At 59.9% G+C, this 13,603-nt stretch carries 11 protein-coding genes; 6 read left to right on the top strand and 5 right to left on the bottom strand.

Annotated elements, in window-relative coordinates; all coding sequences use genetic code 11:
- The first annotated feature begins 1 nt into the window (after nt 1).
- From KJA79_RS14980 to KJA79_RS14965, 4 genes are all read left to right on the top strand, one after another.
- Complete coding sequence (locus tag KJA79_RS14980) at nt 2-1,441, top strand: aldehyde dehydrogenase family protein (RefSeq protein ID WP_425518117.1); 1,440 nt, start codon at nt 2-4, stop codon at nt 1,439-1,441.
- Nucleotides 1,442-1,615: 174 nt separating this feature from the next.
- Nucleotides 1,616-2,191 (top strand): pyruvoyl-dependent arginine decarboxylase, encoded by a 576-nt coding sequence (locus KJA79_RS14975; protein WP_013250463.1) that lies wholly within the window; start codon nt 1,616-1,618, stop codon nt 2,189-2,191.
- A gap of 8 nt (nt 2,192-2,199) precedes the next feature.
- The gene (gene speB, locus KJA79_RS14970; protein WP_213042854.1) at nt 2,200-3,132 is read left to right on the top strand and encodes an agmatinase; all 933 of its coding nucleotides are present in this window, start codon (nt 2,200-2,202) and stop codon (nt 3,130-3,132) included.
- A 176-nt stretch (nt 3,133-3,308) separates the two neighbouring features.
- Nucleotides 3,309-4,031 carry a pseudouridine synthase gene (locus KJA79_RS14965; RefSeq protein ID WP_213042853.1) on the top strand — a complete coding sequence of 241 codons (723 nt, stop codon included), beginning with the start codon at nt 3,309-3,311 and terminating at the stop codon, nt 4,029-4,031.
- 9 nt (nt 4,032-4,040) lie between these two features.
- On the opposite strand, the gene KJA79_RS14960 is transcribed toward KJA79_RS14965, so the two are convergent.
- From KJA79_RS14960 to KJA79_RS14940, 5 genes are all read right to left on the bottom strand, one after another.
- Nucleotides 4,041-4,823: an MCP four helix bundle domain-containing protein gene (locus tag KJA79_RS14960; RefSeq protein WP_213042852.1), complete on the bottom strand. Its 783-nt coding sequence runs from the start codon at nt 4,821-4,823 to the stop codon at nt 4,041-4,043.
- A 113-nt stretch (nt 4,824-4,936) separates the two neighbouring features.
- Nucleotides 4,937-6,613: an ATP-binding cassette domain-containing protein gene (locus tag KJA79_RS14955; RefSeq protein ID WP_213042851.1), complete on the bottom strand. Its 1,677-nt coding sequence runs from the start codon at nt 6,611-6,613 to the stop codon at nt 4,937-4,939.
- Nucleotides 6,614-6,736: 123 nt separating this feature from the next.
- Nucleotides 6,737-8,404, bottom strand: a complete 1,668-nt coding sequence (locus tag KJA79_RS14950; protein ID WP_213042850.1) for an ATP-binding cassette domain-containing protein — start codon at nt 8,402-8,404, stop codon at nt 6,737-6,739.
- A gap of 131 nt (nt 8,405-8,535) precedes the next feature.
- On the bottom strand, nt 8,536-10,023 hold the full coding sequence (locus tag KJA79_RS14945; protein WP_213042849.1) for a TolC family protein: 1,488 nt from the start codon (nt 10,021-10,023) through the stop codon (nt 8,536-8,538).
- A gap of 88 nt (nt 10,024-10,111) precedes the next feature.
- Nucleotides 10,112-11,548 carry an HlyD family secretion protein gene (locus tag KJA79_RS14940; protein ID WP_213042848.1) on the bottom strand — a complete coding sequence of 479 codons (1,437 nt, stop codon included), beginning with the start codon at nt 11,546-11,548 and terminating at the stop codon, nt 10,112-10,114.
- 178 nt (nt 11,549-11,726) lie between these two features.
- On the opposite strand from KJA79_RS14940, the gene purE reads away from it, so the two are divergent.
- A complete protein-coding gene (purE, locus tag KJA79_RS14935; protein ID WP_213042847.1) occupies nt 11,727-12,281 on the top strand; it encodes a 5-(carboxyamino)imidazole ribonucleotide mutase in 555 nt (184 codons plus the stop codon).
- Entirely contained in the window at nt 12,278-13,444 is a 1,167-nt protein-coding gene (locus KJA79_RS14930) for a 5-(carboxyamino)imidazole ribonucleotide synthase (RefSeq protein ID WP_213042846.1), read from the top strand. The genes purE and KJA79_RS14930 overlap by 4 nt, the downstream gene beginning before the upstream one ends.
- Nucleotides 13,445-13,603: the final 159 nt, after the last annotated feature.

Genomic DNA, 13,603 nt, shown 5'->3' with positions numbered 1-13,603 from the left:
AGTGAGTCCGTTGGACAATGGACGTCCCTTTCTAATCGGCGGTCGGTGGACGCACTCCACCACTGTTGCTCCTGTACACAATCCTTATACCGGCGACACGATCGACCATGTCTGCCAGGCTGGTCCGGCTGAAGCGGAATTGGCCGTACAGTCTACGGTCGACGGTTCGGTGGCGATGCGTCGGTTGTCCGGGTACGCGCGATCGACCCTGCTGCAGAAGGCTGCCCAATCCCTTCAGGCCCGACAGGAGGAATTCGCTCGCACGATGACGGCTGAGTCCGGTAAGCCCGTCACCGATGCGCGCCGGGAGGTCGGGCGCGCCATTCAGACCTTCTCGATTGCCGCAGAAGAGGCCAAACGAATCGGCGGCGAGGTGGTGCCGCTGGATTGGTCCCCCGGTATGGAGACCTATTGGGGGGTGACCAGACGTTTTCCCATCGGGCCGATCCTTGGTATTACGCCGTTCAATTTTCCGCTCAATCTTGTTGTTCACAAAGTGGCTCCGGCCTTGGCCGCAGGCAATGCCATTCTGATCAAACCGGCTCCTCAGACTCCGCTGACCTCCCTCTTGTTGGGCGACGTCCTGTTGCAGGCCGGTGTGCCGCCGGGAGGACTCAATGTGGTGCCTTGCGACAACAGGGTGGCGGAGCGCTTGGTGATCGATCCCCGGTTCAAGTTGCTGAGCTTCACCGGAAGCGCGCCTGTCGGGTGGATGTTGAAGGCCAAGTGTGGAAAGAAGAAGGTGGTGCTTGAACTCGGCGGCAACGCCGCGGTCATCATCGAGCCGGACGCGGACCTGGATTATGCGGTTCAGCGCTGTGTGACCGGCGGATTTACCTATGCCGGGCAAACCTGCATTTCGGTTCAACGGATCTTTGTGCATGAGTCGGTGGCGGCGGCCTTCACCGAGCATTTGGTGGCTCGTGTCCAGGCATTGGCTACCGGAGATCCAGGCGACGATGCCACCGTGGTGGGTCCCTTGATCGACACAGGCGCAGCCCAGCGGATCGAGGGATGGATCGAGGAAGCCGTCGCGCAGGGCGCCCAGCTTCTCGCCGGCGGGTCGCGGGTCGGTCCGGTCGTGCGTCCGACGGTGTTATCTCACGTCACCGCGAAGATGAACGTGTCCTGCCAAGAAGTATTCGGACCGCTGGTGACGATTACCCCGTATCGTGACTTTGAGGCTGCGTTGCAGGCGGTCAATGAGTCGGACTACGGACTGCAGGCCGGCATTTTCACCAACAACATCGGGCGCATTTTCCAAGCCTTCGAGCAGTTGGAGGTCGGCGGTGTACTGGCGAACGAAATTCCCACGTTCCGCGCGGATCATATGCCTTACGGCGGCGTCAAGGATTCCGGGATCGGCCGCGAAGGTCTCCGCTACGCGATCGAGGACATGACCGAACCCAAACTGTTGGTCATGAATCTCCGCCGTCCCTAACAACGCGGACAGCACGACAAAAAAACCCCGTCGCTGTATTGCGGATGCGAGACAAACTTGATACAACGATCGCGCGTATCGCCCCGTGATTTTGCACGTGGCGTAAGGCTTTGGACAAGACTTCGAACACTCAGCGCGGAGTGATTTCGACGCAGGAGGGAGAGGGAGAGCGACATGGTACCAACACACATGTTTTTGACGAGGGGCGTCGGAGTGCACAAGGAAAAGCTGGCTGCGTTCGAGCAGGCCTTGCGGAGCGCCGGTGTGGCCTATTGCAACCTCGTCAGCGTCTCCTCGATTCTCCCGCCCAACTGCAAAATCCTTCCTCGGAAGCGTGGCGAGAAGTTGCTCAATCCTGGTGAAATCACGTTTTGTGTCATGGCCCGGTCTGAGACAAACGAACGCAACCGGTTGATTTCCGCGTCCATCGGCTTGGCGATTCCGACCGACCGCGATACGTACGGCTATCTCTCCGAGCACCATGCATACGGTGAAACGGATGAAGAGTCCGGTGAATACACGGAAGACTTGGCGGCACAGATGCTCGCCACCACGCAGGGGATTGAGTTCGATCCCGATGTGGCGTGGAAGGAGCGCGAGCAGGTGTTCAAGATGGGCGGAAAAATCGTCAGAACCCTCAACATCACCCAATCCGCAGTCGGCCGGCCGAACCGGTGGACCTGCGTCATCGCCTTGGCAGTGTTTATCCCTACGGAAAACATTCCCAAGAGTCTTCGAAACAAGGCCTAGCGTCTCCCATGGCGCTTCCGTCCGGGTGGCTTGGTCAAGCCGACAATTTCCTCGGAATCGACGAACCCTGGTGTCATCCTGATCAGGCGGGAGTCTATGTGCTTCCAGCTCCGTATGAGCATACGTCGAGTTATATCCTCGGGTCTGACCGGGGGCCCTCCGCCATCATTGAAGCCTCCCAGCAAGTCGAGCTCTACGATGAAACGCTACGCGAAGAACCCTATCGCGAATGGGGCGGTGTCGCGACGGCCACAACATTGGAACTCGGCGGGCGTGTCGACGGGCAAGCGGTGCAGGCCATTCAGGACTTTGTGCAGCCGCACGTCGGCCGGGGAAAATTCCTGGTGACACTGACCGGGGAACATACTGGAGCGTTAGGCGCCATTCGCGCCCATGCCCGGAAGTATCCGGGGATGTGTGTCGTGCAAATCGATGCCCATGGCGATCTTCGACAGGCATACCAGGACAATCCCTACAGTCATGCCAGCGTCATGGCGCGCGTGGTTCAGGACGGGTTGCCGCTGGTGCAGGTCGGCATCCGATCGGTGAGCCCGGAAGAAATCGATCTGATCGACAAGACGTCCCGGATCAAGACCTTTTTTGCCGCGTCGATTTTGGACCCGTCGGGACCTTATGAAGGACGGGCGGCGCGTTGGGTTCCCGAGGTGCTGGCGGCCTGCACCGGACCTGTCTATCTCACCTTCGATTGTGACGGGCTCGATGCCTCGCTCGTACCGGCGTTAGGCACCCCTGAACCAGGGGGATTAGGTTGGTACGATACCCTTGCACTGGTGACCGCCTTGGCGAAGGGACCGGGGATTGTGGGGATGGACATCAGCGAGATCGCTCCGATCGAAGGGTTCGTCGCTCCGCAATTCAGCATCGCCCGCTTGATCTACCGCATGCTGGGTCGTATCCGTGCCGGCCGGCGTGTGCATTGACTCTCATATTGTGAAGCGTCGCTCGATGGAGGGCGGAATGTATCGCGCATGACGTAGAACACAGGTCATGACGGATCGTTGCCGGTGTGTGTTGGTCGGAGCTGTTGCCCGCATCCTCTTTGCGAGATACGAACTACGCTTCACGACGGACGGCTCACGCGAATTCATTCCCCGCCATGCGGATCAACAAATTTTTCACCGAGCAGGGCCTCTGTTCGCGGAGAGAAGCAGATCGACTGATCGCGGAAGGACGTGTCACCATCAACGGTGTGGTGGCCAAACTCGGTGATCAGGTTTTACCGCACGATGTCGTGGCGCGCGATGGGCTTGTGCTGCAGCGGGCCAATCGCCCAGTCTATCTCAAGTACCACAAGCCGGTCGGGGTGACGACGACCACGGAATTGGATGTCCCGCGAAACATCATCTCCGAAATCAACCATTCTGAACGAATTTTCCCCATTGGCCGGCTCGACAAAGATTCCTCGGGCCTGATCCTCTTGACCAACGACGGCGATATCGTCAACCAGATTCTACGGGTCGAGCATGGGCATGAACGGGAATATCGCGTGGAGGTGGATCGGGAGTTCGATGAGACATTCCTCGCGAAGATGGCTCAGGGCGTGGTGATTCTTGGCGCGCGGACGCGCCCCTGTACCGCCACGCGCCTCGGTCCGCGCCGGTTCCGGATCATTTTGACGGAAGGGCGTAATCGTCAGATTCGGCGTATGTGTCAGGCGCTCGGGTATCGAGTCGTCTCGCTGCATCGTGTGCGGATCATGCACATTACTGTGGAGGGGCTGCATGCGGGGCAGTGGAAAGACCTGAGCGAGGAGGAACGCGGGCGACTCTTTCAGGCGCTTGGCCGGCCGGTCAAGTCGTCGCACGAACCGCCGGAGTGAATTGGGCGGTCAGTCGGTGTGAAGCGCCGGCTTCGAGCCCTCACCGGACAGGCGCAAGGGGGCACCGGTAGGAGTGGTCTCATCAGGCCTGGAGGAAGGAAGCGGTGGCGCCGCCTGGCTCCGGCCGATAAACAGATTCAGCAACGCGATGAAGAAACTCCCGCCCACGATCCAATAACTCGTCGTCAGAATGGTCTTGGTTCCCGCCTCGCGCATGTCCTTGGCGACCTCGGCCACGGTTTCCAGTAGACGGTCGAGAGCGAGACTCACCTGCATGACTTTCGGTCCTCCGTTGTCGGCCGCATGAATTTCGGCTTTCCGCCGGAGTTCCGTGGCTTCTGCCGCCGATCCCGCCCGCCACTCCTGGGACAGCAGATCGATGGTCTTGCTGGCGACATGGAAATACTGGTCGAGGCTTTCACGAACGGCTTGGATGTCTTTTTCTTCGCTGCGTCCGCTTCGTGAGACGCGGAGCCCGGCGGCGGCATACCGATCCACCGCATGCTGAATCTTTGCCCGTTGCGCCGGCAGAGATTCGGTGATCCGTTCGAAGACCGTCTGGTTTTCCGCCTCCAACGATCGAATGATCGTGTTGCGATAGCGAATCACGTCGGCGGAGATATGCGCGAGGTCCGCGGCGCCCAGCGTGTACTCGGTGTACATGATGCGGAGGTCCTGATCGATACGGCTCAGAGCCTGGCCGCTCACCCATCCCAATCCCGCGATCAAGAGGCTGATGATCAGTTGATTGGTTCCGGGAACCGTGACCTTGAAGCGAGATGCCAGCGACACAAGTGTCCTCTTCGTCAAGTCTGAGGCGGTAATGGGCTAAGAGAAGCCTTCGGCGTAGTCTAGCAGATCGTATCTCAGGAAAGAAGCCGAGGCTCAATTCCTGAAGGAAGCGGTCAGTCGAGTACGACCCGACGTTCGACCAACTGGCTGACTTCCGGGTCGTTGGAGACGAACACTACCGACCAGGGTTCTTCTTTGGAGCACAGGCGGCGGAGCAGGGTCAGCCTGAGCGCCGGTTCGATATTGTGGAGGCTGCCGTTGAAAATCAACAGTTGCGGCCGGGTGACGATCATGCGCGCCAGGAGAATGCGAAGGACCTGACTGCGAGTCAGATTGGCGCCGTTTCCATGTACGAGTGTCTCCAAGCCTTGGGGCAATGCGTCGATTTCCTCTTCAAGTTCGGTGAATCGAAGCGCCCAGCTGAGGTCCTCAAACTGAATCGACGGCCGCTGGAGCGTGACATTTTCTTCCAGGGTGCCGTCGAAGAGGGTCGGATGAGAGTCCAGCATCAGTCCCCGGCAGCGGTTCACGTAGGTAAGGGACACATCGCGAAGGTCAATGTCGTTGTAGCGGATGACTCCGCCGGTGGGAGGGTACAGGCCGGCGAGGAGCAGCGCGAGGGACGTTTTGCTTCGACTGGTGCCCGAGAGCACGCTGATCTTTTCCCCCGGCAGGACTTCCAGGCTGAAATGGTCGAAGAGCAGCTGCCCGTCCGGCGCAGCAAAGGAGACGTCTTTGCATGTGAGGCGCACGCCGTGCTCGATGGGGTCGGGAAGCCATGAGGCAATGGGTCCGGAGACCTCCTCTTTCGGCATTTCGAACAGGGTGGAGAGTTCCTGCAGCGAGGTGGCGACATAGATGGCCGCATACATGCGCCTGGCGAGGGTGTCGAGATTGAGCAGCAGGGTGCCGACAATGACCTCTGCCGCGACGAATTGCCCCAGGGTGATATCGCCCACCGATAGCAGCCAGCCGCCCAAGCCGATCATGCCGCTGTGGGCAAAGGCCTGAAACACGACCGCGCTCTGATACTGCGCGCCGCTCAAAATATCCGATCGCGTCTTTCGTGCCAGCACATAGGCTTGGACGAGGCTATCGGTTTTTTTGAGCAGGAGTGGCAGGCTGTCGGTTGATTTGAAATGGAGCCGGTTGATACCGATGTCTTGGAGCCAGTGGAAGGTCCGGTAGTGGAGTTGCGACACCCGTTGAGTAATGCGAAGTCCCCCCCGTCCGAAAAAAGTCAGCACAAACGCATACCCTGTCATCAACAGCATGTTGTAGCCGAGGAAATAGGGGTGATACATGACCAGGATTGCCATGCCGATGGTGCCGGAGATCGACACGTTGACGAAGTCGACCAACATCGCCACCAGCGCGCGTGGGAGCAATTCCGCCTCGATGAAGGTGTTGGTATGCTGCGGCAGAAAGGCGTTCTCACGGAAGCGCGGCAGGGCCTCGGTAAAAGCCAGGGCCAGACGTGTGTAGATTCGCTGCACGAGCACTTCCACAGCCCGCCCCTGGAGGACGCGGAACGTGCCCATGAGCAGCAGTGCCCCGAGCATCGTCGCCACCAGTGTGACGATCATGATTGGTTGGATGGCAAAGGCAAAGGTGTTCACCAGCTCCTGCACGGTGAGCGGCACGATGAGCGCGAGGAGGCCGATCGCGACCGCGTAGGAGACGACAATGGCGAGAATGCGGCGCTCGAGCCCGATCAGCAGATTGAGGCGCGCGAGGATGGTCCAGGCGGAGGGTGTGGGGATGGCGAGTTGGGAGGCCTTGTCATTCACGCGAGGGCTCGTGTCGAGCGGCTGTGGACGCAGTGTGGGCGATTGCTCCACCTGTGTCAAGATTGAGGGGCTGCTGGCCTGTGTGAGTAGGAGTGAGCAGGTCGACGGAGGCGGCGCAGTGGATTAGTTCAGCATGATCCGCCGGTCGACATGTGGAGTCAGATTCGGATCGTTGGAGACGAAAATAACCGACCAGGGCTCTTCCTTGCTGCACAGGCGCCGGAGAATGGTCTCGCGCAGGGCGGGATGCAGGTTGTGAAGGATCCCCTCGAAAATGAGGAGTTGCGGGCGCCCCAGGATGGCCCGGGCCACCAAAATCCGCACGATGTGGGTCGGCGCGAAGATTTTCCCTGCGGAGCGGACATGGGTTTTCAGGCCCTGAGGCAGGGCATCGACTTCCTCTTCGAGCTCAGTGAAACGAAGCGCCCAGCGCACGTCGCTGTAGGGAATGTAGTCGCGGCCGAGCAGGATGTTCTCTTCGAGCGTGCCTTCGAAGAGCGACAATTGCGAGTCCAGGATGAATCCTCTGAACCGATTCACGGAGTCCAGATCTAAATGGCGCAGATCGACGCCGTTGTACCGGATGACGCCGGAAGTCGGTGATTCGAGCCCGCCGAGGACTCGCGCCAATGCCGTCTTGGCCCTGGTCGTATCCGCGTAGATGCCGATCTTCTCTCCTGGCGTGATTTCCAAATTAAAGTTTTCGAAGACAGCCGGCCCACCGGCGGGCGCAAACGTCAGGTCTTTGCAAGTGACGCGAATGCCGTGTACGGTCGGATCCGGCAGGGGAATAGACAGTGTCGCGGCATCCTGGTCTTTCGGCAGCGAGAACAGGAAGCTGAGTTCGGTCAAGGCGGTGAGAAAGTAGTAGATATGCCCCATCCGCTTCACGACTCCGTCGAAACTCGACAGGATGCCGCTCACGACGACCTCCGCGGCGACAAATTGTCCCAACGTCAGCTGGCCGATCCCCAGCAACCAGCCGGCGGTCGCGATGAGTCCGCTATGCGCGAGGGCTTGCCATCCGAGCGATCCCAAATATTGCCGGATTAGAATGCCGAATCTGGTTTTGCGCACGTTGACATACGTGTCCAGGAGCTGGTCGGTTTTCTTGATCAGCAGCGCCTGGCTGTCCGTAGATTTGAGGTGGAGCAGGTTGTAGGCGATTTCCTGGAACCAATGCAGGGTGTCGTACTTGGCGTGAGAGAGTTCGAGGTCGGCCTTGAGCCCGCCGTGACTCATGAGAAAAAACACCAGGTTGAACCCGAGCAGCAGGATCGCGTTATACAGTAGGAAATAGGGGTGATAGAAGACCAGGATGGTCATGCCGACCGCGCCGCCGACAATCACATTGATCAGGTCGACCAGCAGGACCGAGACGGCCCGCTGCATGAGGATGGTTTCCATGAAATAGTTTGCGAAACGGGGTTTGAATCCCTGGTAGCGCAGATGCGGGAGTTGTTGCGCCATCGCAATGGCGACGCGGGCGAAAATGCGGCGCTCCAGCACCTCGACCGCATAGTATTGCAGGGCCCGAAACGCTCCGACGAAGAGCAGGGCCGCGACCATGACTGCGGCCAACGTGACGATGGTGATGGGCTGCAGGGCGAAAGCGAACGTGTTGACGAGTTCTTGAACGGTGAGCGGAACGATCAGCGCGAAGAGCCCAATGGCGATCGAATAGGAAAAGATGAGGCCCAGGATCCGTCGTTCGAGACGGAACAGGAGGCCCAGGTGGCCGACGACCGTTTGGAACATGTTACTCTGGTTGCCGGAATGATCCTGGGCCATCCTGGTACCCTTACTGCATCTGACCGGGCCCGTTTCCTCTGTCGGCGGCGGCTCTCTCCCGACCCGGGGCACGTGCCTATGCCGGCGGCCGACGTTTGCTAAAACCTATCAGACAGGGCCGTAAATTGCCACTACTTGGCGAAGCTTGCGCCGACTCGATAGTTGACCGGTACGGCGGAAGGCTGGCTTCGTGCCCATGAGCCCGTGGCCCACTGATACAGCGCCAAGGCCTTCTGATAATCGGCTTTCGCCCGCACCAGTTGCATCTCCGAATCGACGGAATTTCGTTCACGGAGATTCACGAAGAGGACGCTGGTGGCTCCCAGGCTGAAGCGGAACCGCTCACCTTCCTCCAAGGTCTTGGCCATGCGAAGCGATTCCGCCGCCGCGGCGACCCGTTCCTTTGCCCGCTCGATTGCCGACAACGCATTATCGACGTCCACCACGACTTGCTGTTCCCGGTATTTCTGCACCAGCACGAGCCGATCGGCTTGGGCCTGAGCTTCCATCACCTCGCCGCGGCTTCGGCGCTGCAGGATCGGGATGCGCAGTTCCGCCCCGAAACGATAGCCCAGTCCGAGTACGAATTTCTCCGGGGCGCGTGCCGGCGCGGCCTCCAGATCGAGGCTGGGGAGGAGATTGTTTTTAGCGAGTTCCAAATCAATATTATTAACCTTCGCTTCGATATCGATTTCCCGAATCTCCGGCCGGTCGGTTTTTGCCTGCAGTTTGTCGGCCTTGACGGCTTCTGACGTCGGGGGCATGGCAGGGGGCGGAAAGTCGGGCACCCGCTCAAGCTGCGGTGTGGTGGGCGCTTGGTTTTCCCAAAGGAACATCGACATCCTGTACTGTTCTTGCTCCACGGCCCGCTGCGCGGCGATGGCCACTTCACGGCGTCGCTGCACTTCCTGTCCCGCTTCGACCACATCGAGCGGCGCTACGGCGCCCGCTTTGGCACGGCCCTCGACCTGCCTCAACCGCTCCTCGGCGACCCCGAGTGCCCGGCGTTGGACATCAACAAATTTTGCGGCGGACACCCAATCCCAAAACTGCGTCGCGGCGGCAAGGAAGAGATCCTGGCGTGTTTGGGAAATCTTCACCTCGGCCCGGGGATCGGCCAATTCCGAGCGTTGGAGCTCAGCATGTTCCGGATTGATCATTAGCCCTTTCAGGAGAGGCAAGAACCCGCCCAGAATGACCTGCTGGCCGTTGCCGAACGCGAGATCTGGAATCTTGGCGTCGCCGATGGACTGCCGGATACCCGCGCTGCCTCGGAATCCCCACGGTGTGCGCGCTTCGACCAGCGTATCGTTGAAGCCGACGCTTTGCGTTTTGGTGGTGCCTTTGTCGATGAAACGTTCGATTTCGGTATCGTTGACGAGGACAGGCTCAAAGGCGCCCAGGGCTTTGAGCATTTTCCCTCGCGCCGACGTTTTTTCGGTGCCGGCTCCCTTCAGGAGTGGATGGGACCGATCGATCCAGGCATGGACTTCATTGAGTGAAAGGGGAATGGGCGGGAGGGCTTTCGATTTGGACGACTCCTCGGCGGCGGCACTCTTATCCGGCACCCAGCACAGCGCACAGGCTGCGATGACGAATACCCCGGCATAGTTTCTCATGAGGCGCACTCCTTTCTGCGTTCGAGGGAAAGCGAACAGGCGATGAGGAATCTCAGTGTTCCCGCGTGAGTCGGGAACGCGGGGCCGGTTACTTGGCCCCGCGACCGGCCTTTGGCAGGAGTGTGTCGATCAGGCTCGGCGGCCGTTCCTGATAGTCGGGAGGAAAGAGGTTAAACCGGCGCCACAGCTCGTACCAGAGCGGGACGCGATTGAGAATGACCCATCCCATCGCCTTGGTCCCCTGGCGCACATGTTCTTGTGGCGGCCAGGGTCGTTCCTCAAGGTCGGGGACGACCCAGAAGCGGAAATTGCCCTTGCCGTCGTCCACCTGGTCAATGACCTTGATGACCCCGTTGTACGTACCGGCCATCAGTTCCGGCCAAGCCGGCAATGGAATAGCCGGGATGCCGTAGAAGAGAATCTTCACTTTGCGTCCGACGTTCAGCAGCGGGGCATCGATGCCGTCGGCGACCATTTCGATGGCCTTGTCGGTGCTGTTTGGAGAAATTCTCACCAGCTTCTCACCGGGCCGCACGGTTTCCCCCGCGCCGGCTTGCGCCATTTTCACCACGGTGCCGTCGATGGGTGACAGAATCCGGCTGGCCACGCGCCGTTGGTTTGCGTTGGAGAGTCGCAAGGAGACATCCGCGACTTGATCAGCCGCGCGCGCGGCTTCTCCGATCGAAGCATCGCGCGCCGCCTCCGCATCGAGCAGACGTTGCAGGACTTCCGCGTTCACCTGTTCTCGCCCGAAGCTCAGGGCCCTCATGCCTTGTTCGGCAGCGGCCAGGTTGGCCTGTGCCCCTTGCAAGTCCGCTTTACTGGCGATGGCGGCTTGAATGGTGAGTTCCAGTTCACGTTGGGAGACCAGCCCTTGTTGTGCTAATTGCTGGTGCCGTTCCACGTTCAGCTCGGCCGTGGCGACCGCAATCTTCGAGGCTTCAATTTTTTGTCTCGCTTCGCGCACCTTGCTTTCCGCCTCGAGGACACGCGCACCTGCCGATGGGACGGCCGCCTTCACGAGATTCTGCATTTCCTTGATGCGTTTATCGAGCTGATCGGCGCGGCTCAGCGCGGCTTTCCGGGTTTCCTCCAGCGCCTGTTTGCGCTGTTCCAGGAGGCTCAGCAGATCCGGGGCCATGAAGTTCGGGTCGTAGTCGTCAAGTTCGAGAATCACGTCGCCGGCTTTCACCCGTACGCCTTCGAAGATGTGCCATTTCCTGATGCGGCCGGTGATCTGGGCTTCGACATCCTGGGGTCGTTCGAAGGGGGTGTAGGCGGAGAGTTGTCCGGTGACGGTGATGGTTTGAGTCCAAGGGACGAAGGCCACGATCAACATGAAGAAGCCGACCAGGAGGATCGCCAGCCGAGAGGAGAATCGCAGCCGTTCGGGGATTTGGACCGCTTCCCACGATTGCAGTTTGGTCGAGGTCGCCAAGTCGTCGACGGCCATTTCGTCCAAACCCGTGCGTTGGGTGACCAGAGAGCGAAATCGCGTTTTGAGCCCTTCACGAATACGCTGCACGTGACCCCTCCACGGCGAGGACAATCATGAGAAAACGCACCGGCTTCCATAATAGTGGAAGTCAAAGCAGTTGGTCAATTCAATGAGGTGTTCCGTCGTCGCTCAGCTTGACCCTTTGGCGCAAGAACGGCTATGGTTCGCCGCATTGTCTTGTCCTGCAGCCAGAGGTGTGACATCCATGTCGAAGAGCCGTAACGCCGTGCGCGTATCTGTCGGGGTGTTGGGTGGGAGCACATCGGATTTCCCGATTCTTGAGAAGGCCGTGGCCATGCTCAATGAGCTCGGGATTCCTAATGAGCTACTGGTGGTGTCGGCCCATCGTACGCCTGATCGCCTCTTCGCTTACGCCGAGCAGGCAGTTGAGCGGGGGATTCAGGTGATTATTGCCGGTGCCGGGGGAGCGGCCCATCTGCCGGGGATGCTAGCCGCCAAGACGCCATTGCCGGTGATCGGCGTACCTATTCCGACTGAACATCTTCGTGGGTTGGATTCCCTGCTGTCCATCGTCCAAATGCCGCGGGGGATTCCGGTCGCCACCGTGGCCATCGGCGGGGCTGAAAATGCCGCGATCCTGGCTGCGCAGATTCTGGGATTGCAGTCGACGAGCATTAGACAACGCGTTGAAGCATTCCGTACGGCACAAAGGCAACGCGTGCTCGACTCACAAGACGACGCCCGGTTGTCTCCTCCGTTCCCGATGAAACGAAGCTCCCGGACGGGCCGCCGACCGTGAACGTGACCGTCATCGAGCCTGGCGCGACCCTGGGGGTGCTTGGAGGTGGGCAGCTGGGTGCCATGTTCGCCACCGCGGCCAAACGGATGGGGTATGCGACTGTGGTGTGGGATCCAGACCCTGAGGCCCCGGCCCACCGCCTTGCCGACTATTCGCTGATCAATCCGTTTGAAGATGCCGACGCCCGTCGTGAATTCACGCGATTGGTGCAGGCGGTGACCTATGAATGGGAGAACATCCCGGCTGATCTGTGCGAACAGTTGGAGCGTGATGTGCCGGTTCGCCCGTCCAGTCGGGTGTTACGAGTGATTCAAGACCGCATCGAGCAGAAGACGTTCTTACGGAATCAAGGATTGGCAGTCCCGGTATTTTCCGCCATGACCTCGCCGGAGGAACTCGGCCGGCAGGTAACGCCGGGCTATCCTCTGGTGTGTAAGACCGCCACTGCCGGCTATGACGGCAAGGGGCAGTGGAAAATCGCGCGAGCGGAAGACTGTGCGGCGGTGCAGCAGGAATTGGCCAGGAACATGAGACCCGGAGCACGGTGGATCCTCGAAGAGTGGCTGCCCTTCGATCGCGAAGTGTCGATTCTCGTTGTGCGGGGGGCAGACGGGTCGTCGCTGACCTATCCGCTGGTTGAGAATGTGCATGAAGACGGGATTCTTCGCCAGACCACTGTGCCTGCGAATGTGTCGGCGCCGGTGGTCGAGCAGGCGGCAAATCTGGCGAGGCAAGCGGTGCACGCGCTGGACGGCGTGGGGGTCTTTTGCGTGGAACTGTTTCTCATGTCCGATGATCGGTTGCTCATTAACGAGGTCGCGCCCCGCCCCCATAATTCCGGTCACTATTCGTTGGATGCCTGCACGGTGTCGCAGTTTGAGCAACAGGTGCGGACGCTTTGCGGCTTGCCGCTCGGAGAAATCCGTCTGCTCAGTCCCGCTGTCATGCTCAACCTCATCGGTGACGATGTTCGATTGGCGACTACTGCTCCCGCCGTGCAAGATCTGTTGCGTGAGCCGGGTGCGATCGTGCATTTGTACGGTAAACGAGCCATTCGCCCCAAACGGAAAATGGGCCATGTTTCGTTCCTCGCCGCAACCCGGGAAGAGGCGCTTGCCAAAGCCGTGTCATTCCGTGCGAGACTGGTTCCGACCTCCTGTTAATCCGACCAGCTTCCTGAATGCGTCGAATTGTCGTTGCGCTGTTGTTAGTTTCTCTCCGTTCGCGTCGCCTCACGCCTGACGACTGTTCGTTTTTGTAAGATCGGCCGTCGACACCGACCGTTCCTGGACAGCGCGCCAGTGCCCCTTCCTGCAATTGCG

It is taken from the genome of Nitrospira defluvii (assembly GCF_905220995.1).
Classification (GTDB): domain Bacteria; phylum Nitrospirota; class Nitrospiria; order Nitrospirales; family Nitrospiraceae; genus Nitrospira_A; species Nitrospira_A defluvii_C.
This window is presented reverse-complemented; position numbering and strand designations above follow the sequence as displayed.